A 20457-nucleotide genomic window follows, 5' to 3' on the forward strand; every position below is an offset into this window, starting at 1 on the left:
GCATGGCCTGGTCGTCGTCGAGATCGTCTTCCTCGTCCGCATCGTCGGGATCGAGATCATCCTCCTCGTCCCAGGAATCGTCCTCATCCTCGTCATGGTCGTCGTCGCCATTGACGCGGCCAAGCGGATGGCCGCTCAGGTCGCGGGCGACCTCCGGGCTGTGCAGGATGCTGTCGATGCGGTGGGCGTAGTCGAAGGAGGTGTCGGCCTCGAAGCTCAGCGTCGGGGCGTGGCGCAGGTTGACCATGCGCGCGACCTGTCCGCGCAGGAAGGCGGCGGCCCGCTTCAGCGCGACCTGCGCCTCCTCCATCCGCTCGCCGCCCAGCGTCGCGTAGAAGACGGTGGCGTTGGACAGGTCGGGGCTGATCCGCACCTCGGTGACCGTGACGTTCAGCGAGGCCAGCTCCGGATCGTGGAAATCCCCGCGGCGGAACAGGTCGGCGAGGGCGTGGCGCACCTCCTCGCCGACGCGCAGTTGCCGTTGGGACGGGGGCTTGCCGGCGATGAACGCGCCGCGCTTCTTGCTGGCCATGGTACGTGTCTTTCGTCGATGTCTGCTACCCGGGTGGCCTGACTGCGGTCAGGACCAAAGAACGGGCACGTCGTAAAGTCTTATGGTTCGGTCGGCACTCACCAGCGTCAAGCCATCCGCTTGAGCCTGTGCGATCAGCATCCGGTCGAAAGGGGCTCCGTGATGCCGGGGCAGACGGTCCAGCCTGTCGATATGATGGACATCGATAGGAAGGATCGTCACACCGTTTTCCACCAGAAGGCGATGGAACCCGGTGGGCAAAATCAGCTTTCCGATACCGGCCTTGATGGTGAGTTCCCAGAGCGACGCGACGCTCGCCAGCACGGTGTTGGAGCCGTCGGCGATTACCGTCCGGACGGCGGCGCCCAGCTTCGGATCGTCGGTGGCCAGCCACAGCAGCACATGGCTGTCGAGCAGAAGCCTCACCCCGGCATTCCTTTCCAAGAATCCGGCCACTCCTCGTCCGGCGCGAGACCGTAGAAGCTCTTCAGCAGGTCGTCGGGCAACGGAGCGTCGAAATCGTCAGCGATCCGGATCAGGCCCTTGGCAAAGCCGAACCGTATCGGTGGCTTGCCGGGCGGAACGTTTTCGGGCTGCGCGTTCTCGGCGACAGGCACCAGCCTCGCCGCCGGATTCCCGTCGCGAAGGATGACGATCTCTTCGCCATTCTCCACGCGCTCGATCAGTTCGGCCATGTGCCCGTCGGCTTCGGATAGCGGAATGCGATCCATAGCGTCACCTCCAGGTAGGCTTCACCCCCTCGTCCGGAAAGTGTCCGGAAAACGAACCGCCCGGCCCGTTCCGGTGAAAACACCGGAAGAGGCCGGGCGGACCGTCGGTCTTACAGCTCGCGGGCGATTTCCTCGATCTCGAAGGCTTCGATCTGATCGCCGGCCTGGATGTTGTCGTAGTTCTCGAAGGCCATGCCGCACTCGTAACCCTCGCGCACGTCCTTGACTTCGTCCTTGAAGCGCTTGAGCGTCTTGAGCGTGCCTTCGTGAATGACGACGTTGTCGCGCAGCAGGCGGACGCCGGCGCCGCGCTTGACGGTGCCCTGCGTGACCATACAACCGGCGACCTTGCCGACCTTCGTGATGTTGAACACCTCGCGGATGGTCGCGTAGCCGATGAAGCGTTCCCGCAGCGTCGGAGACAAGAGACCGGTCAGCGCCGCCTTCACGTCGTCGATCACGTTGTAGATGATCGAGTAGTAGCGGATTTCGACGCCGTCGCGCTTGGCGAGGTCGCGGGCCTGCGGGTTGGCGCGGACGTTGAAGCCGATGATCATCGCGTTGGACGCATTCGCCAGCGTGATGTCGGACTCGTTGATCGCACCGACCGAGTTGTGCAGGACGCGGACCTTGACCTCGGTGTTCTCGGCCGTGAGCTTCTCCAGCGAGCTGGCGATGGCTTCGATCGAGCCCTGCACGTCGCCCTTGATGACGACCGGCAGTTCCTTGGCCTCGCCGGCCTGGATACGGCTGAACATGTCCTGCAGCGAACCGCGGGCGGAGGCCGCCACCACCGCTTCGCGCTTCTTGCGCTGGCGGAACTCGGCGATCTCGCGGGCACGGGCTTCGGACTCGACGACGGTGAAGTCGTCGCCGGCCATCGGCGTGCCGTTCAGGCCCAGGACCTCGACCGGGACGGCCGGGGCCGCCTCGTTGACGTTCTGGCCGCGGTCGTTGATGAGGGCGCGGACGCGGCCCCATTCGGCACCGGTCACGAACACGTCGCCGACCTTCAGCGTGCCGCGCTGGACCAGCACGGTGGCGACCGAACCACGGCCACGCTCCAGCTTCGCCTCGATGACGACGCCTTCGGCGGCGCGCTCGGGGTTGGCCCGCAGCTCCAGGATTTCGGCCTGGAGGAGGATGGCCTCTTCCAGCTTGTGCAGGTTCAGCTTGGCCTTGGCCGACACCTCGACGTCGAGCACGTCGCCGCCCATCTCCTCGACCACCAGCTCGTGCTGGAGCAGTTCCTGGCGGACACGCTCCGGACGGGCGTCCGGCAGATCGCACTTGTTGATGGCGACGATGATCGGAACCTTGGCCGCCTTGGCGTGGCGGATGGCCTCGATCGTCTGCGGCATGACGCCGTCGTTCGCGGCGACCACCAGCACGACCACGTCGGTGACGTTGGCGCCGCGGGCACGCATCTCGGTGAAGGCGGCGTGACCCGGCGTGTCGATGAAGGTGATCTTCGCACCCGACTCCAGCTGCACCTGATAGGCGCCGATGTGCTGGGTGATGCCGCCGGCCTCGCCCGACACCACGTCGGTCTGGCGCAGCGCGTCGAGCAGCGAGGTCTTGCCGTGGTCGACGTGGCCCATGATGGTGACGACCGGGGGACGCGGCACCAGGATGGCGCCCTCTTCCTCGGTGGCACGCAGGCCGATCTCGACGTCGGACTCCGACACGCGGCGGACGCGGTGGCCGAACTCGGTGATGACCAGCTCGGCGGTGTCGGCGTCGATGGTCTGGTTGATGGTCGCCATCACGCCCATGCGCATCAGCGACTTGATGACGTCGGCGCCGCGCTCGGCCATGCGGTTGGCCAGTTCCTGGACGGTGATGACTTCCGGCAGCACGACGTCGCGGGTGACCTTCGCCGTCTCCTGACGGCTCATCTGACGCAGGCGTTCACGTTCGCGGGCACGGCGCACCGCGGCCAGCGACCGGGTGCGGTCACCGCCGTCGTCGCTGAGCGCCTGCGAGACGGTCAGCTTGGTGCCCTTGCGGCGGTCGGCGCCGGCGGGAGCCTTGGCGGCAGGACGGGCGGGAGCGGCCTTGGCCGGAGCGCCACCACGACCGCCCTTGCGGCGGTTGTCGTCCTCTTCCTCGACGGCGCGGGGGGCCGGAGCACCGGCACCCGGCAGCGTGCGGCCGGGTGCGGCTTCGGCGGCGGGACGGGCAGAGGCACCACCGGGGCGCTGGTCGCCGGCCGGACGGGCACCGGCCGGACGCGCGCCCTCACGGCCCGCACCGTCTCGGCCGCCATCGCGGCGGGGCGCCGGTTCGGCGTCACGGCGCTTGGCGTCTTCGGCTTCCTTGCGCTTGGCCTCTTCCTCCTTGCGGCGGCGTTCGGCCTCTTCGGCGACCTTGCGATCTGCTTCCTGGATGGCGCGCATCTCGTCCAGCTCGCGCTGGCGCAAGGTCTCGGCATCCAGAATGATCGGTGGCATTTCCGGCGCGGTCTGGGCCGGGGCTTCTGCGGCGGCCGGAGCGGCGGCTTCGGAGGGGGCGGCCGGAGCGGCTTCAGGCTCCTCGGCGGCGCGGGCGGCGGCCTCGGCGGCGCGCGCTTCGGCGCGGACCGCTTCTTCCTCGGCCTCGATCCGGCGCTGTTCCTCGAACGCCGCGGCGCCGCGAAGCGCACGCAGGCGCGATTCCAGCTCCTCGCGGGTCAACTGGCGCCCGGCAGGGGCACCGCCGCCGCGGGGCCGTTGGCCCTGCGCACCGCGCATGGGCAGGCCCTGGGCAGCTTGACGCGCGGCGGCGCCGCCGTCGGCGACACCGGGCACGGCGCCCTTTTCAACATGACGCTTGCGCTTGACCTCTACGGTCACCGCTTTTGACCGGCCATGGGAGAAGCTCTGCCGGACCTGGGTCTCGACCGGCTTCTTCGACTCCAGCTTTCCTTTGCTGGCGCCGGTTAGGTGCAAGACTTTCTTCTGGTCCTGGTCGTTGCTGTCGGTCATCGGTTCCCGAATGGTCAGACGTTACATCGCAGGCCGGCCGGCCGTATCGCCGACTCCCAAGCCCTTATCAGAATCCTGGTGCGCATCCCGGTCCCCTTGGGGACCTTTCAGGTCCAGGTGCCCCTGGGGACCTTTCAGCCCCCGCAAGCGTGCCGCTTCGCGGACCAGCCCAGCGGCCAGCCTGCCTCGCGCCACCACGGCATGCACCGCGTGATCACGCCCGAGCGCCGCGGCCAAGGCCGAGGACTCGAACAGGTCGATCACCGGCAGCGACGGCGCGAGCGCCGTCACCTTGCCGCGCTGGTCCAGCGAGCCGTCCGCGGCTTCGACCAGCAGGGCCGGCGGGGGACCCGCACGGCCGACCTGGTTGGCCCTCAACGCCTCGCGCACCTTCTCGTATCCCGCCAGAACGTGGCCGGCACGGCGGGCAAGGCCCAACGCGTGCAGACAACGCCGTTCCAGCAGCCGTTCCAGCCTTTCGGCCAGATCGGGCGGTACTTTCACCGCCCGTCGGGCCGCCTTGGCGAAAACGGATTTCCCCATGGCTTTCGCCAGGGCATCCCTGTCGGCCGTGACCCAAAGGCCGCGACCGGGCAGATTTTCCTCCAGGTCCGGCACCACCTCGCCGTCGGGGCCGATCACGAAACGGATCATGCCCTCTTTCGGCCCGACCGTACCCGACGCGATGCAGCGGCGCAGAGGCCCCTTCTCGTCGTCGGCCGGCAGGTGGTCCGTCCCGGCACCGTCATCCGGTGCCAATTCCTGATCCGGCACCGCATCCGCGGCGGCGGTCGGTGTCCGTTCGTCGTTCCGTTCGGTCATCCGATCGTCATCCGCTCGCGCGGTCCCGAATAATCGTTCCTGTCGGGCGCAGTTCCAACCGGCATTGCTGCCGGTCAGGCCTGCGCGCCCTGACCACCGGCGCTGCCATCTGCCGCAGGGGCCGTGGCGGCGCCGTTCTGTTCCTCACCCTCGAACCAGTGGGCGCGCGCGGCCATGATGATCGCGTTCGCTTCCTCTTCGGTGGGAGCGTCCTTGGCGCCGTCCTTGCTCAGGATCTCCACCAGCTCGTCGCCGGCCAGATCGGCCAGGTCGTCCAGCGTCTTCACACCGTTCTCGCCGAGCTTCACCAGCTGCGTGGCGGTGAAGCCGGTCAGTTCGGCGACGATGTCCTCGACGCCCAGTTCCAGGCGGCGCTCGTTGGCCTGCTCGTCCTGCACTTCCAGGAAGGCGAGGGCGCGCTGCTTCAGCTCGTCGGCGACCGACTCGTCGAAGCCTTCGATCTCGGCCAGTTCCTCGGTCTCGACGAAGGCGATCTCCTCGACCGAGGTGAAGCCTTCGGCGACCAGAAGGTGGGCAATCACGTCGTCGACGTCCAGGGCCTGCATGAACAGGGCGGAGCGGTTGTGGATTTCCTCCGACCGGCGCTCCGACTCTTCCTGTTCGGTCAGGATGTCGATGTCCCAGCCGGTCAGCATCGAGGCGAGGCGCACGTTCTGGCCGCGGCGGCCGATGGCCAGCGACAGCTGGTCGTCGGGCACCACCACCTCGATGCGGCGGTTGTCGTCGTCGAGCACGACCTTGGCGACCTCGGCGGGGGCGAGCGCGTTGACGACAAAGGTCGCCGCCTCGCCCGACCACGGGATGATGTCGATCTTCTCGCCCTGCAACTCGCCGACGACCGCCTGGACGCGGCTGCCGCGCATGCCGACGCAGGCGCCGACCGGGTCGATGGAGCTGTCGTTGCTGTGCACGGCGATCTTGGCGCGCGACCCCGGATCACGGGCGACCGCCCGGATCTCGATGATGCCGTCGTAGATCTCCGGCACTTCCTGGGCGAACAGCTTCGCCATGAACATGGGATGCGTGCGCGACAGGAAGATCTGGGGCCCGCGCGGTTCCTCGCGGACATCGAAGATATAGGCGCGGACGCGGTCGCCGTTCTTGAAATGCTCGCGCGGCAGCAGTTCGTCGCGGCGCAGGATCGCTTCGGCGCGGCCCAGGTCGACGGTGACGTTGCCGTATTCGACGCGCTTGACCAGACCGTTGACGATCTCGCCGTTGCGGTCCTTGTACTCGTTGAACTGGCGCTTGCGCTCGGCGTCGCGCACCTTCTGCACGATCACCTGCTTGGCGGTCTGGGCGGCGATGCGGCCGAAATCGATCGGCGGCAGCGGGTCGACCAGGAAATCGCCGATCTTGGCGCCGGGCTTGCGGCGCTGGGCGTAGGGCAGGGTGACCTGCGTCGCCTCGTTCTCCACCGCCTCGACCACCTCCAGGTGACGGGTCAGATGGATGTCGCCGGTCTTGCGGTCGATGCGGGCGCGGATGTCGTGCTCGTGGCCGTACTTGGAGCGGCCGGCCTTCTGAATCGCCTGCTCCATCGCCTCCAGGACTTCGTCCCGGTCGATGTTCTTTTCGCGGGCGACCGCGTCAGCGACTTGCAGCAGTTCCATCCGTTACACTTCCTGAGTCGGTCTTGTGTGATGCCGGTCTTGCGTGATGTCCGGTCGGGTCGGCGGGGTGGGGGCAGGCAATCTGGGCCAGGCGATCCGATGGCGCGTCCTGATGGACGGGTCCGTCAGTTCGGCAGGTCCTCCTGCTGCTCCTGGCTGGCGCGGATCAGCTCGTCCGTCAGCACCAGCTTGGCGCGCAGGATATTGTCGAACTCCAGCCGGGCGGCTCCCTGTTCGGTGTCGATGCACACGAGGCCGTCCTCGACGCCCTTCAGCATGCCCTTGAAGCGCTTGCGGCCATCGATGGCCATGCGGCTTTCCAGCCGGGCTTCGAAGCCGGCGAAGCGCTCGAAATCCTTGAGCCGGGTCAGCGGCCGGTCGATGCCGGGGGAGCTGACTTCCAGCGTGTAAGCCTCGCGGATCGGGTCTTCCACATCCAGCAATGCCGAGACGGAACGGCTGATGTCGGCGCAATCCTCGACGGTCATGGGCGCGCCGTCGGCGCGCTCCGCCATGATCTGGAGGATCGCCCGCTGGCCGCCGGAGATCTGTACGCGCACGACCTCATAGCCCATGGCTTCGACCGACGGCGTGATGATCTGTTCGATGCGGCCTGTAGCGTCCATTCCACCCAACCCAAAGCCTGCGGCCGGGATCGAACCGGACGAGGTTTCCACAACAGAAGGTTCAACAAGCGCGTGCTTCCACACGCTCATAAAAAAATAAGTGGGCAAAAGCCCACCCGCAAAGCGTCTCGCCGGCCCGGTTGCCCGGGCCGCCGATCCGTATGGGTTCTCAGCGGTGAATATAGTCATTCCGTCCGATGCCGCAAGCCTTTTCCGGTCCGATCGCTGTGGTCGGCCGGAATCTCAAGCGGAACGGGTATGCGTCAGCCTCGCGGGCGGCGGACGAACCGCATGAACACCGGCTTGCGGCCGGCGGCGATGGCCTTTTCCTCATAGCGGGTGGCGGGCCAGTCGTCGGGGCGGATGCGCCAGTCCGACGGACGGCGCGCCGTCCATTCGAAATCGGGATGCTTCACCGTGTGTTCAAGCATCCAGCGCACCAGACCCATGTCGTCGCTGGCCAGACGCAGCTCCGCGCCGTCCTTCAGGACGCGGGCGAGCCGCGGCAGATTCTCCGGCCCGATGAAGCGGCGGTCGGCGTGGCGCTTCTTCGGCCAGGGGTCGGCGAACAGCACGAAGGCGCGGCCGATGGAGGCGTCGGGCAGGGCGTCCAGCAACGGCCGGGCGTCGTCGGGCTGGATGCGCACATTCCGCAGATCGTCGTCATCGACCATGCCCAGCAGGCCGGCGATGCCGTTGAGGAAGGGTTCCGCGCCGATGAAGCCGACATCCGGATGGTGCCCGGCCTGCCAGGCGAGGTGATGGCCCATGCCGAACCCGACCTCCAGCCAGACCTCCCGTTTCGGGTCGTCGAACAGGCCGGCGGGGTCCAGCCGGTCGCCGGGCTGCGGCAGCGTGATCTGGAGCTGCGGCAGCAGAACGTCGATCAGTTCCGTCCGGCGCTTGCGCAACGGCCGGCCCTTGCGGCGCCCGAACAGGCGGTTGGAGCTTTCGGAGAGGGGGCCGGAGGTGCTGTCGTCGGTCATGTCGGAACGCTGTATCGGGAAGGGGATTGGCCTCAAAAGAAAGCAGGGGCCGTTGCCAGCCCCTGCCGTCCATCCGCCTTGCGGCGGGTCCTATGGTGCGAACGCGCTTTTACAGGAGGGCGCTGCGCAGGTCGCCGACCAGATCGGTCTTCTCCCACGAGAAGCCGCCGTCCACCTCCGGCTCGCGGCCGAAATGGCCATAGGCGGCGGTGCGGGCGTAGATCGGCTTGTTCAGGCCCAGATGCGTGCGGATGCCGCGCGGGGACAGGTCCACCAGCTGCTGCAGCACGTCGGACAGGCGATCCTCGTCGACGTTGCCGGTGCCGTGGGTGTCGACATAGACCGACAGCGGCTTCGACACGCCGATGGCGTAGGAGACCTGGATCGTGCACTTCTCCGCCAGCTCCGCCGCGACGACGTTCTTGGCGAGATAGCGGGCGGCGTAGGCGGCGGAACGGTCGACCTTCGTCGGGTCCTTGCCCGAGAAGGCGCCGCCGCCGTGCGGAGCGGCACCGCCGTAGGTGTCGACGATGATCTTGCGGCCGGTCAGGCCGGCGTCACCGTCCGGGCCGCCGATGACGAAGCGGCCGGTCGGGTTGACGTACAGGTGCTTCGGGTCGCACATCCAGCCTTCCGGCAGGCAGTTGACGATGTGCGGCAGGACGATCTCGCGCACGGCGTCCTGGTCCAGCCCCTCGGCATGCTGGGTCGACAGCACGATGGCGGTGGCGCGGGTCGGGCGGCCGTCGATGTACTGCAGGGTGACCTGGCTCTTGGCGTCCGGGCCCAGCTGCGGGGCGGCGCCGGAATGGCGCGCCTCGGCCAGCGACTTCAGGATGGCGTGGCTGTAGTAGATCGGGGCCGGCATCAGGGCCGGGGTCTCGCGGCAGGCATAGCCGAACATGATGCCCTGGTCGCCGGCACCCTCGTCCTTGTTGCCGGCGGCGTCGACACCGACGGCGATGTCGGCGGACTGGGAGTGGACGAAGCACTTGACGTCCATCTTCTCCCAATGGAAGCCGTCCTGCTCGTAGCCGATGTCCTTCACCGCGGCGCGGGCGACTTCGACCAACTGGTCGGCCTTGATGGTGTCGGGGCCGCGCACCTCACCGGCCAGGACGACCTGGTTGGTGGTCGCCAGCGTCTCGACGGCCACGCGGGCCTGCGGGTCGTGCGAAAGATAAAGATCGACGATGGCGTCGGAAATGCGGTCGCAGACCTTGTCGGGATGACCTTCCGACACGGACTCGCTGGTGAAGACGTAGTTCAGCTTTGCCACGGGAAACCTCGGCATTCGGCGGCACGCTATTTCATGAGCCGAAACGGCAGACCGGTACAGCGGCCGCAGACACCGATCCAAAACGGGTTGTGACAAGGAATTCAGCCGGGGTCAAGAAATCTACCGGCGGTAGGGCCCCGGACCGATTATCGCAGGCACCGCACGAAGGGGGAGCACGGTCGAGCCCGTGCCATCCCCGTTCGGTGGGTATCACATGCCGTGTGGCAACCGGCAGGAGTTACCTGACGGCGTTACTCCGCGGCTTCCGCAACGGCGGCGCTGGCCACTGCCTTGGTCAGTTCGAACAGACGCTTGCGCACCGACGGATCGCTGATCTTGTAGTAGGCGCGGACCAGCTCCAGCGTCTCGCGCTTGGCCATCGGATCGGGCTCGTAGGTGCTGGCGGAGCGCTCTTCGGTCGCACCGGACTCGTCTTCGTCGTCGACGCGGGCGGCAGCCGCTTCGGCCGGCATGTCGTCGAAGAAGAAGGAGACCGGCACATCGAGGACGCGGCTGAGGTCGAACAGACGCGACGCGCCGATGCGGTTGGCGCCGCGCTCGTACTTCTGCACCTGCTGGAAGGTCAGGCCGATCGCCTCGCCGAGCTTCTCCTGGCTCATGCCGAGAAGCGTGCGGCGAAGACGGACGCGGGATCCGACATGGACATCGATGGGATTCGGCTTTCCGGTCTTCGGACGGCCGGCACCCGCACGGCGCCCGCGCGGCGCCCCAGTTTCAGTCTGCATCTCGTTTATCCCTGCAACGGTTGTGCAACCTAGTTACGACATATCCACGTATGCAGTCAAGCCCGCTCCGGTCAAGCCGGTTACACGAAATTGTTCTGCCTGTGGCGGACGGATTGCCCGTATTGCTGCGTCACCGGTGATATCGCGAGGCCAAGGCCGCCATGAAACAGCCTAGAAGCACTATGCCGAAAATCCAGTCTCCCATGCGGGCATAGGCTGTGACGCCATCAGGCGCTTTCGGCAACGTGGTATCGATGAAGCCACGCTCACCCAGACCGAGCAATTGTTGCACACGACCGTAGGAGTCGACCACCCCGGATATTCCCGTATTCGCCACCCGGACGAGGGGCAGCCCTTCCTCCACCGCACGGACCTGATTGATCGCGAAATGCTGGTGCGGGCCGGCGGTGCGTCCATACCAGGCATCGTTGGTCAGGTTCAGCAGCCAGTGCGGCCGGTCCGCGGTGTCGACCACGGCGCCGGGGAAGATGCTCTCATAGCAGATCAGCGGACTGAAGGACGGCAGGCCGGCCAGATGATCCCCCAGATGGAGGGTGCGCGGACCGGGGCCCGCCGAGAACTCCGCCCCGTTGCCGGCGATGGCACCGACGGGCAGCCATTGCCGCAGCGGCATGTACTCGCCGAAGGGCACGAGGTGGAACTTGTCGTAGTCGGCAACCGCCGCACCGCTGCCGTCCACCGCCACCATGCCGTTGAAATACCGACGCTCGTCGTCCGCGCCGGCCGTCGTGCGCGGTGCCCCGGTGATCAGCAGACCGCCCGGCGGGATGACGGAGGCCATTGCCTGGCGCACCCGCGCATCTTCCTCGACGAAGAATGGGACGGCGGTTTCCGGCCAGATGATGACGTTGGGCGGCGGGGCCGACGGATCGGCCGGCGGGGCGGCGGACAGGGCAAGGTGGCTCTGGAAATTCTGCACCCGTTCGGCCGGCGCCCATTTCAGCCGCTGGTCGATCGCCGCCTGGACCAACCGCAGCCGGACGCCCGGCACCGGCTCGTCCACCGCGCCGGCCAGCCTCCAGGCGCCCCAGCCGCCCAGCGCCGCCAGCAGCGCCAGCCCGGCGGCGACGCCGGCCCAGGCGCGGCGCGGCGTGGTGTCGCGGTCGGGCAGGGTGGCGGGCAGGCTGGCCACCAGCACCGTCACCAGGGTCAGGCCGTAGATGCCGACCAGCGAGGCGGTCTGCAGCACCGGCAGAACCCCGACCCAGCCATAGCCGATCAGGTTCCAGGGAAAGCCGGTGAAGACATGGCCGCGCAGCCATTCCCACAGGCACCAACAGGCGGCGAACAGCAACGGCCGTCCCAGCCCGACGCCGAAGCCGCGCCGGCGCAGCAGATGGAAGGTCAGGGTGGCGCCGCCGCTGAACATCGCCAGCAGGATCGGCAGACCGACGGCCGACAGTGGCAGGGCCCACCAGAAGCGCTCGATATCGGTGAACAGCGCGGCGCTGATCCAATAGAGCCCCAGCAGGTGATGGCCGAAGCCGAAGAACCAGCCGACGGCGAAGGCGCCCTTCTTCGTCTCAACCCCGTCGAGCAGCCAGATCAGGCCTGGAAAGGCGACCAGCAGCACCGGTATCAGATCGGCCGGCGGCACCGCCAGCGTGGCGAGCCCGCCCAGCAGCGCCGCGGCAGCCAGCCGGCGCCAGCCGGTCAACGCGGCCAGCCGCGCGGAAACACGGCCCAGCCGGGCGGGGACGGGCAGCGCATCGGTGACGGTCAAGACGGGAAACTCCGGCAGCGGCAAGGAATGGCGGGCGGCGCCATAGGTAATGCGGCCGGACGGGGGCGCCAAGGCTGTTGTGGGCGGGGCTGTGTTGTGGGGGTGGGGGAGAGGCATCAGCCCCCCACCCCGATCCTCACGCCGTCTCCGCCAGCTCGGAACTGTTGGCCGGGACGTTGTGGACGCGCAGGCGCTTCAGGCGGCGGGAGTCGGCGTCGACGATCTCGAACTCCAGGCCCGAGGGATGGATCAGCCGCTCGCCCAGCCCCGGCACGCGGCCGGCGATGGAAACGACCAGACCGCCCAGCGTGTCGATGTCCTCGCGCTCCTCCTCGGACAGGACCGGGCCGACGCGGTGCTCGAAATCCTCGATGGGCAGGCGGGCGTCGGCGATCAGGCTGCCGTCGGGGCGCTCGACCAGACGCGGCGCCGCGGTCTCGTCATGCTCGTCCTCGATCTCGCCGACGATCTCCTCCACCAGATCCTCGATGGTGACGAGGCCGTCGATGCCACCGAACTCGTCCACCACCAGCGCCATGTGCTGGCGGGTCTGGCGCATCTGCACCAGCAGGTCGAGCACATGCATGGAGGGGGCGACGATCTTCGCCTCGCGGATGATGCCGGTCAGGTCCGGCTTCTGGCGCAGTCCTTCGGCGGAGACGGCCTGCCTGGCCATCAGGGTCATCACATCCTTGATGTGGATGATGCCGACCACGTCGTCCAGGGTCTCGCGGAACACCGGCAGGCGGGAATGGCCTTCCTCGGCGACGCGCTGGACCAGGGCGGGGAAGGGGGTGTCGATGTCGACGGCGATGATGTCGGCACGCGGCACCATGACGTCGGCGACTGTGCGGTCGCGCAGCTTCAGGATGTTGGTCAGCAGCGCCCGCTCGCCGGCGCCCAGCGAATCCTCGCCGTCCTCGCTCGCGGCATCGTCCAGGCCGGAGATCAGCTCTTCGATCGTGCCGCGCAGGGAATTGTCCTCGCGGCCGCCCCAGACGGTGCGGAGCCACCCCTTGAACAGGTGGCCCAGGGAATGGTCTTCGGCCCCGTGGTCATCACGGGGCGTGCGACTGTCGGATATCTCGCTCATCGGTCCGGCGGTTGGTGGTTGGCGGCATAGGGGTCGGCGATTCCGAGCGTGGCGAGCAGCCGGGTTTCCAGCGCCTCCATCTCCTCGGCCTCGTCGTCCGTCTCGTGATCATAACCCAGCAGATGCAGAACACCATGCATCACAAGGTGAGTCATGTGGTCTTTGAAGCTTTTCCCCTGTTCGGACGCCTCGCGGGCGACCGTTTCATAGGCGAGGATGACGTCGCCCAGCATCACCGGCACGCCGTCCTGCGCTTCCGGCTCCTCCGCCTCGGTCAGGGCGAAGGACAGGACGTTCGTCGGCTTGTCCTTGCCGCGATACTCGCGGTTCAGCCTGTGGACCAGGGCGTCGTCGGCCAGCACGACCGACAGCTCGGCCGGGCCTTCCTCGTCGTCATAGGCCGCACCCAGGGCGGCGAGCGCCGCGCGCTCCGCCAGCCACTCGGCATCCTCGGCCCAGTCGCCGGCTTCACGTGAAACAGTGACGTCGACCGCGCTGGTCATTCCGGATCTCCAACGATACCGGCCTCGCGGTCGTTCGTTCCGGGTTCGGAACCGGCACGGCGGGCCTGCTTGCGCGCCGCCTCGCGGGCATCGGCCTGGTCATAGGCGCGGATGATGCGGGCGACCATCGGGTGGCGGACGACGTCGGCGTCGGTGAAGCGGACGAAGCGCACGCCCTCCACCCCGCGCAGGATGTCCAGCGCGTCGCGCAGGCCAGACCGGGTGCCCGACGGCAGGTCGATCTGCGAGATGTCGCCGGTGATGACCATCCGCCCGCCTTCGCCCAGACGGGTCAGGAACATCTTCATCTGCATCGGCGTGGTGTTCTGCGCCTCGTCCAGGATGACGAAGGCGTTGCCCAGCGTCCGGCCGCGCATGAAGGCCAACGGCGCGATCTCGATCTCGCCGGACTCCAGCCGCTTCTTCACCTGTTCGGCCGGCAGCATGTCGTGCAGCGCGTCGTAGAGCGGACGCAGGTAAGGATCGACCTTCTCCTTCAGGTCGCCGGGCAGGAAACCCAGCCGCTCCCCCGCCTCGACCGCCGGGCGCGACAGCACGATGCGGTCGACCTGACCGGTGGTCAGCAAGGCCACCGCCTGCGCCACCGCCAGATAGGTCTTGCCGGTGCCGGCCGGGCCGAGCCCGAAGACCAGCTCGCTCTCCGCCAGGGCTTGCAGATAGGCGGCCTGGGTGGGGGAACGCGGGGTGATCGGGCCGCGCCGGCGGGTGCGCAGCGCAATCTCGGCGCGGGTGATGGTCGCCTGCGGGCCGGGGGCGCGGGGCTCCTCACTGGTCGCCACGCCGGCGAAACCGGGATCGGCGGCCGCCATGCGGACGGCGCCGTCGACCTCGCCGCCGTCGATGGTCTGGCCGCGGGTCAGTCGCAGGTACAGGCCGTTCAGCGCCGACTGGGCCGTTTCGGCGGCATCGGACGGGCCGGAGATGGTCAGGGTGTTGCCGCGGGAAATCAGCGACACGCCGAGAAGGGATTCGATGCGGGCGAGGTGGCGGTCATGCTCCCCGTACAGCATCGGCAGAAGCCGGTTGTCATCGAATTGAACGTCGATACGCCGTTCGGGCAGACCGTTCAAGCGCTTGCCTCCAAGGTTACGGCAGGCTGGAAGGAAGAGGCGGTGGTGTATTCACCCGTCACCACGGTGCCGGCGAGGCTGTTGGCCAGCGCCGCATCGACCCGCACTTCGACGATGCGGCCGAGCAGCCGTTCGTTCGCCTCGGCATGGACCGACTGCATCCACGGGCTGCGGCCCAGCAGCTGGCCGTCGCGGCGTCCGATGCGGTCGAACAGGACCGGCACGCTGCGGCCGATGAAGCTGTGGTTGAAGGCGACCTGCTGGGCGTTCAACAGCTGGTGCAGAGCCGCCAGGCGGGATTCCTTCACATCTTCGGGCACCTGGGATCCCTCGACCGAGGCCGGGGTGCCCGGACGCGGGCTGTATTTGAAGGAATAGGCCTGGGCATAGCCGATGTCGGTGACCAGCTTCAGCGTCGCGGCGAAATCGGCGTCGGTCTCACCGGGGAAGCCGACGATGAAGTCGCCGGACATCGCCAGATCGGGCTTGGCGTCGCGCAGCCGGTCGACCAGACGGCGGTAATCGTCGGCGGTGTGCTTGCGGTTCATCGCCGCCAGGATACGGTCGGACCCCGCCTGCACCGGCAGATGCAGGTAGGGCATCAGCTGCGGCACCTCGGCATGGGCGCGGATCAGGTCGTCGGCCATGTCGCGCGGGTGCGAGGTGGTGTAGCGGATGCGCTCCAGCCCATCGATCTCCGCCAATTGGCGGATCAGCCGGCCGAGACCCCAGGTGGTGCCGTCCGGCCCGTCGCCATGCCAGGCGTTGACGTTCTGGCCCAGCAGGTTGATCTCGCGCGTGCCGCCGGCGACCAGCCGTTTCGCTTCCGCAATGATCTGGTCGGCGGGGCGGGAGAACTCGGCGCCGCGGGTGTAGGGCACGACGCAGAAGGTGCAGAACTTGTCGCAGCCCTCCTGCACCGCCAGGAAGGCGGACACGCCCTGGCTGCCGGCTTCCTCCGGCAGGAAGTCGAACTTGGATTCGGCTGGGAAATCAGTGTTCAGCACGCTGCCGGCGGCGCGGCTGGCCTTCGCCACCATCTCCGGCAGGGTGTGGTAGGTCTGCGGGCCGAAGACCATGTCGACGAAGGGCGCGCGGGCGACGATCTCCTCGCCTTCGGCCTGGGCGACGCAGCCGGCGACCGCCAGGATCATCCGGCCGTCCTCGGCCTCCGCCTTGCGGTCCTTCATCTGGCGCAGCCGGCCCAGTTCGGAAAAGACCTTCTCGGCCGCCTTTTCGCGGATGTGGCAGGTGTTCAGGATCACCATGTCGGCGCCGTCCGGCTCATCGACCGGTTGGTAGCCCAGCGGTGCCAGGACGTCCGCCATCCGGGCGGAGTCGTACACGTTCATCTGGCAGCCCCAGGTCTTGATGAACAGCTTCTTGGTCAACCCGCACCCTTCCGCTCAGAACAAAAACGAATAGCGCGCTCACGATGCTGCGTGGCGCGCGGCACGCCGTCCGTCCGGCGTCGCTCCTGAAAAGATGGTATCGCGTGTGGGGCGAATCGAGTCAATCCCGCTTCGCCCCACCCATGTTTGCAAGCTTACGCTTTCCGCACTTCGGACCAAGGGCCGGAATGGTCACGCCGCGCCGGCCTGCAAGCCGTCGCGCCAGAACCAGTCGGTCCTGCGCACGCGGTCAGTCCAAAGTCGCTCCGCCGCCGTCCGGCTGAACAGGGCGCTGAAAGGGACGGGGGTGTCTCCCGCCAGGACGGGCGCGTTCGCAGCCGGGGCGGCCAGCACCGAGGCCATCACCGGCGTGGCGCCGATGGCGACCTCCTGCGCGTCCGCCTGTTCCGGCTTGCCGATCATGCCGGCGGCGGCGGCCAGCGAGCCTTCGACCAGTTCCAGGCCCAGCAGCCGGTTCATGTCGACCGGACCGGGCATCTGCATGCCCAGGGTCAGGGCGCGGGAGAAGCCGAACCGCTCGTAATAGGGGGCGTCGCCGACCAGGATCACCGACTTGTGGCCCAGCGCCACCGCCTTGTTCAGGCTCATCCGGATCATCTTGCTGCCCAGCCCGCTGCCCTGCAGATGGGCGGCGACCGCGATGGGGCCGAGCAGGATGGACTGGGTGGTGCCGCCGACCAGGATCGGCCAGTAGCGGATGGTGCCCACCACCACCTCGCGCCCATGCTCGTCATGCTCGATGGCGACGAGGTTCAGGGCGGGGATGGACTCGACACCGTCCCGCAGCCGGTAGGCGGTCTTGGCAAAGCGGTCGGGACCGAAGGAGGCGTCCAGCAGGGCTTCGATGGCGGCGGCGTGCTTCGGCTCTTCGACGGTGATGATCATGCGTGGGGCTCCCGGCGGGAAGAAAGTCTTCTCAGAAGGCTTTTGGAGGGCGGATCGCGCCGCCGCCGGAAGGCCGGGGGTGTCAGGTCCCCGTTGTGCCTTTGGCGTTCGCACGCGACCCAAGGACGGCCGCAACCGCGATGCGCGGTGCGAGGCTCCGTCGTCGGATGCGAAGGACGTGCGAACGAGACATGGACAAGGCTCTTCGGCCGTTGCTGGGACTTGCGCATATATCATCGTCTCCCCCCTGTCGCAAGACCATGCAGACCCGGTGACTGCGCATGACTGTGTCCATCCCAGTGCGGGCATGTCGCATCATTGTCCGGCCGCGTTCTGGACAGTGCGGAGAGGGGACTTTATCCTGCGCTGAACCGCCGCCCGGCCCCCCGGAACCCCCAGCCGGAACCCCCAGCCGCCGGCCCGTTTTTCGGCCGGCGCCGTTCATCGGACCGCCCGCCATGTACACCGCCATCACCCACGACATCCGCGTCACCGTCCAGCCCGTTTTCCTGGAAGACCAGTCGGCTCCGGCAGAGGGGCGCTTCGTCTGGGCCTATCACGTCCGCATCGAGAACGAAGGCAGCGAGACGGTGCAGCTGCGCACCCGCCACTGGCGCATCACCGACGCCATGGGCCGCGTGCAGGAGGTGCGGGGCCCCGGCGTGGTCGGCGAGCAGCCGGTGTTGGAGCCGGGCGACCATTTCGAATACACCAGCGGCACCCCGCTCGGCACGCCGTCCGGCATCATGGCCGGCACCTATGGCATGGAGGGGGAGGACGGGCGCGCCTTCGACGTGACCATCCCGGCCTTCTCGCTGGACAGTCCGCACCAGCCGATGCAGCTGAACTGATCCAGGATCGGACCGTGGACAAATAATACAATGGAATGTGTGTGGATATCTGGGGAAATTAACACGCGCCTTTGACAATCCGCATGGCTGTCCGTACTTTGTCCATCGCTTGACGGTCATAGGTCGGACCCTATCTACGGACTTGCGAATGGCGCCAGGAGACGAAAACCGGGCGGAAACGGAAAGGCGGGCATCGCCGCTCCGTTTATTGATAGCTCCTTTTCGTCTTACGAGCCGTTCGGTTGATCCGCCGAGGCATCGGCTCCGTACTGACGCCAGACACGATGGGCGTGTTGCGCGACGGCCGTCGGATTGCGGTCCTCGGCTTCGCGCAGGGTGTTTCCCAGTTATGGAAAGGATGTTCCCGTGACGGCTACCAAGACCCCGCACGCCAAGCCCCCGGTCGCCGACAACGTGCTTCGCGGCCCCGGCCTGTCCCGGCCCGACGCCGTCGCCCGTCCGTCCCGCACCGAGGCGGAAGAGGCCGTGCGCACCCTGATCCGCTGGGCCGGCGACGACCCGGCGCGCGAAGGGCTGGTCGGCACGCCGGACCGCGTCGTCCGTTCCTATGAGGAATTCTTCGCCGGCTACGGCATCGACCCGGTCGAGATCCTTTCGCGCACCTTCGAGGAGACCGACGGCTACGACGAGATGGTCGTTCTGCGCGACATCCGGGTGGAGTCCTACTGCGAGCACCACATGGTGCCGATCATCGGCAAGGCGCATGTCGCCTATCTGCCGCGCCGGCGCGTCGTCGGCATCTCCAAGCTGGCGCGCCTCGTCGAGGCCTATGGCAAGCGCCTGCAGATCCAGGAGAAGATGACGGCGCAGATCGCCAACACCATCGACGAGGTCCTGCAGCCCGAGGGCGTCGCCGTGGTGGTGGAGGCGCAGCACCAGTGCATGACCACCCGCGGCGTCCACAAGACCGGCGTGACCATGGTGACCAGCCGCATGCTGGGCGCCTTCCGCACCGATCCGTCGACCCGCCGCGAATTCCTGACGATGATCGGCAACCCGTCCTCGCGCGGGATGGAGTGAGGTCCAGAGGGCTTTACACCCATAACGCCGCCTGCCAAGCTCCCGCCGCACTTTGTCAGTGAGCGGTGTGGAATTCGGGGTGTGGAGCATGGCAGCGAAGGTGACCCCGGCGGTCAATGCGGCGAAGGCGGCTGGCGTCGCCTTCCGGCTGATGGAGTATGAGTACGATCCGTCGGCCGACGCCATCGGACTGCATGCGGCCGAATCGCTGGGGCTCGACCCCGCCATCGTCTACAAGACCCTGATCGTCCAGCTGGAGCCCAAGGCGCTGGCCTGCGCCGTGATTCCGGTCGCGGCCAAGCTGGATTTGAAGGCCATCGCCGCGGCGGCCAAGGCGAAGAAGGCCGATCTCGCCGACCCGGCGCTGGCGGAAAAGACCACGGGCTTCCTGGTCGGCGGCATCAGCCCGCTGGGCCAGAAGAAGGCGCTGCCGACCTTCATCGACTCGAGCGCTGAAGCGCTGCCGGAAATGGTGGTGAATGGCGGCCGGCGCGGCCTGCAGATCGTGCTGGCCCCGGCCGATCTGGCGACGGCGACGAAGGCGACGGTCTGCGCCATCGTCGCGCACTGAACGCCGCGAACCGAATAAGCTGCGGGCGGAAGTGGTGACCCCGGCAGGACTCGAACCTGCTGCCTCAAGTTTAGGAAACTCGCGCTCTATCCTGATGAGCTACGGGGCCACTTGCGCCGCACCTTAACGGTTTCGCCCGCAAGGTGAAAGTGGCTTTTGGTGAATGTGCCGCTTCGCCGTATCAATCGGAATAGCGTTCCTCCAGCCATGGATCGGCGTGGTTGTTGTAGCCGCGGACCTCCCAATAGCCCTTGCGGTCTCCGGCCAGCAGTTCGATCCGCTTCACCCACTTGGCGCTCTTCCAGAAATACAGCTTGGGCAGCACGATCCGCACCGGGCCGCCATGGTCGCGGCTGATCGGCTGGCCTTCCCAGGTGGTGGCGAGCAGAACGCCGTCGTCGTCGAAGTCGGACAGGGCGACGTTGGTGGTGTAGCCGTCGAAGGAATGGAAGACGACGAAACGCGCCTCCGGCTTCGGCCGCGCCAGCTCCAGCAGGCGGCGGGCGCTGACGCCCTCCCACCGGTTGTCGTAGCGCGACCAGGTGGTGACGCAATGGATGTCGGAGACGAAGCTGTCCTGCGGCTGGGCCTGGAAATCCTCCCAGGTCCAGGACAGCGGGTTCTCCACCAGCCCGTCGACGGCGAGCGTCCAATTCGCCGTCGTCACCTTCGGCGTGATGCCGAGGTCGAGCACCGGCCAGTCGGTCACCAGACGCTGGCCGGGCGGCAGCCGGTCGCGCGCCGGGTCGGCGGCTTGTCCGGTCAGCGCGCGGCCGTCGCGCGCCCATTGTTCCTTGGTGGCGACCAGCTTGTCGCGAATGGCGCCGTCCTGCCCGATCCCTTGATCCGGTTCCAATCCGCTGCTTCCGTCCGATCCGGCGGGTGTGTCGTTCATGGCTCGTCCTTTTCTCCGATTCCGGCTTTTCCGGCAGGGGTCCCGCTTA

Annotated in this window: 19 protein-coding genes, 1 tRNA gene and 1 pseudogene; 3 read left to right on the forward strand and 18 right to left on the reverse strand. The window is 67.7% G+C overall.

What is annotated here, in order from left to right:
- Positions 1–64: 64 nt before the first annotated feature.
- The 16 genes and pseudogenes from rbfA to FZ029_RS15545 all read right to left on the reverse strand — a co-directional run.
- A pseudogene (gene rbfA, locus FZ029_RS15470) lies at positions 65–532 on the reverse strand (30S ribosome-binding factor RbfA); the annotation flags it as partial.
- 48 nt (positions 533–580) lie between these two features.
- Entirely contained in the window at positions 581–958 is a 378-nt protein-coding gene (locus FZ029_RS15475; RefSeq protein ID WP_149269992.1) for a type II toxin-antitoxin system VapC family toxin, read from the reverse strand.
- Entirely contained in the window at positions 955–1263 is a 309-nt protein-coding gene (locus FZ029_RS15480) for a type II toxin-antitoxin system prevent-host-death family antitoxin (RefSeq protein ID WP_149269993.1), read from the reverse strand. Before FZ029_RS15480 ends, FZ029_RS15475 begins: the two co-directional genes overlap by 4 nt.
- Before the next feature lie 110 nt (positions 1264–1373).
- Positions 1374–4229 carry a translation initiation factor IF-2 gene (infB, locus tag FZ029_RS15485; RefSeq protein WP_149269994.1) on the reverse strand — a complete coding sequence of 952 codons (2856 nt, stop codon included), beginning with the start codon at positions 4227–4229 and terminating at the stop codon, positions 1374–1376.
- A gap of 21 nt (positions 4230–4250) precedes the next feature.
- On the reverse strand, positions 4251–5051 hold the full coding sequence (locus tag FZ029_RS15490) for an RNA-binding protein (protein WP_149269995.1): 801 nt from the start codon (positions 5049–5051) through the stop codon (positions 4251–4253).
- 74 nt (positions 5052–5125) lie between these two features.
- Complete coding sequence (gene nusA, locus FZ029_RS15495; protein ID WP_149269996.1) at positions 5126–6685, reverse strand: transcription termination factor NusA; 1560 nt, start codon at positions 6683–6685, stop codon at positions 5126–5128.
- 125 nt (positions 6686–6810) lie between these two features.
- Positions 6811–7311 (reverse strand): ribosome maturation factor RimP, encoded by a 501-nt coding sequence (gene rimP, locus FZ029_RS15500; RefSeq protein WP_149269997.1) that lies wholly within the window; start codon positions 7309–7311, stop codon positions 6811–6813.
- Positions 7312–7574: 263 nt separating this feature from the next.
- On the reverse strand, positions 7575–8297 hold the full coding sequence (locus tag FZ029_RS15505; protein ID WP_149269998.1) for a tRNA (guanine(46)-N(7))-methyltransferase TrmB: 723 nt from the start codon (positions 8295–8297) through the stop codon (positions 7575–7577).
- Between the two features lie 109 nt (positions 8298–8406).
- Complete coding sequence (metK, locus tag FZ029_RS15510; RefSeq protein ID WP_149270034.1) at positions 8407–9576, reverse strand: methionine adenosyltransferase; 1170 nt, start codon at positions 9574–9576, stop codon at positions 8407–8409.
- A gap of 251 nt (positions 9577–9827) precedes the next feature.
- The gene (locus tag FZ029_RS15515; protein WP_109074892.1) at positions 9828–10322 is read right to left on the reverse strand and encodes a helix-turn-helix transcriptional regulator; all 495 of its coding nucleotides are present in this window, start codon (positions 10320–10322) and stop codon (positions 9828–9830) included.
- A gap of 130 nt (positions 10323–10452) precedes the next feature.
- The gene (gene lnt / locus FZ029_RS15520; protein ID WP_149269999.1) at positions 10453–12066 is read right to left on the reverse strand and encodes an apolipoprotein N-acyltransferase; all 1614 of its coding nucleotides are present in this window, start codon (positions 12064–12066) and stop codon (positions 10453–10455) included.
- 136 nt (positions 12067–12202) lie between these two features.
- Positions 12203–13159, reverse strand: a complete 957-nt coding sequence (locus tag FZ029_RS15525; RefSeq protein WP_149270000.1) for a hemolysin family protein — start codon at positions 13157–13159, stop codon at positions 12203–12205.
- Positions 13156–13662 carry an rRNA maturation RNase YbeY gene (gene ybeY, locus FZ029_RS15530; protein WP_149270001.1) on the reverse strand — a complete coding sequence of 169 codons (507 nt, stop codon included), beginning with the start codon at positions 13660–13662 and terminating at the stop codon, positions 13156–13158. Before ybeY ends, FZ029_RS15525 begins: the two co-directional genes overlap by 4 nt.
- Entirely contained in the window at positions 13659–14753 is a 1095-nt protein-coding gene (locus tag FZ029_RS15535) for a PhoH family protein (protein WP_149200857.1), read from the reverse strand. Before FZ029_RS15535 ends, ybeY begins: the two co-directional genes overlap by 4 nt.
- On the reverse strand, positions 14750–16144 hold the full coding sequence (gene miaB / locus FZ029_RS15540) for a tRNA (N6-isopentenyl adenosine(37)-C2)-methylthiotransferase MiaB (protein WP_149270002.1): 1395 nt from the start codon (positions 16142–16144) through the stop codon (positions 14750–14752). Before miaB ends, FZ029_RS15535 begins: the two co-directional genes overlap by 4 nt.
- Positions 16145–16336: 192 nt before the next feature.
- Complete coding sequence (locus FZ029_RS15545) at positions 16337–17050, reverse strand: N-acetyltransferase (RefSeq protein WP_149270003.1); 714 nt, start codon at positions 17048–17050, stop codon at positions 16337–16339.
- Positions 17051–17508: 458 nt separating this feature from the next.
- On the opposite strand from FZ029_RS15545, the gene apaG reads away from it, so the two are divergent.
- The 3 genes from apaG to ybaK all read left to right on the forward strand — a co-directional run bounded on the left by apaG (position 17509) and on the right by ybaK (position 19513).
- A complete protein-coding gene (gene apaG / locus FZ029_RS15550) occupies positions 17509–17901 on the forward strand; it encodes a Co2+/Mg2+ efflux protein ApaG (protein WP_149200860.1) in 393 nt (130 codons plus the stop codon).
- Positions 17902–18315: 414 nt separating this feature from the next.
- Positions 18316–18942, forward strand: coding sequence for a GTP cyclohydrolase I FolE (gene folE, locus FZ029_RS15555; RefSeq protein WP_174757361.1), 627 nt, complete (start codon positions 18316–18318; stop codon positions 18940–18942).
- 88 nt (positions 18943–19030) lie between these two features.
- Positions 19031–19513: a Cys-tRNA(Pro) deacylase gene (gene ybaK, locus FZ029_RS15560; protein WP_188051952.1), complete on the forward strand. Its 483-nt coding sequence runs from the start codon at positions 19031–19033 to the stop codon at positions 19511–19513.
- Positions 19514–19545: 32 nt separating this feature from the next.
- Here the strand turns inward: ybaK and FZ029_RS15565 are convergent.
- Positions 19546–19622 (reverse strand) — tRNA-Arg (locus FZ029_RS15565).
- Between the two features lie 72 nt (positions 19623–19694).
- Entirely contained in the window at positions 19695–20408 is a 714-nt protein-coding gene (locus tag FZ029_RS15570) for a sulfite oxidase-like oxidoreductase (RefSeq protein ID WP_247892317.1), read from the reverse strand.
- Between the last annotated feature and the right edge of the window lie 49 nt (positions 20409–20457).

The organism is Azospirillum sp. Sh1, from assembly GCF_008365135.1.
Classification (GTDB): domain Bacteria; phylum Pseudomonadota; class Alphaproteobacteria; order Azospirillales; family Azospirillaceae; genus Azospirillum; species Azospirillum oryzae.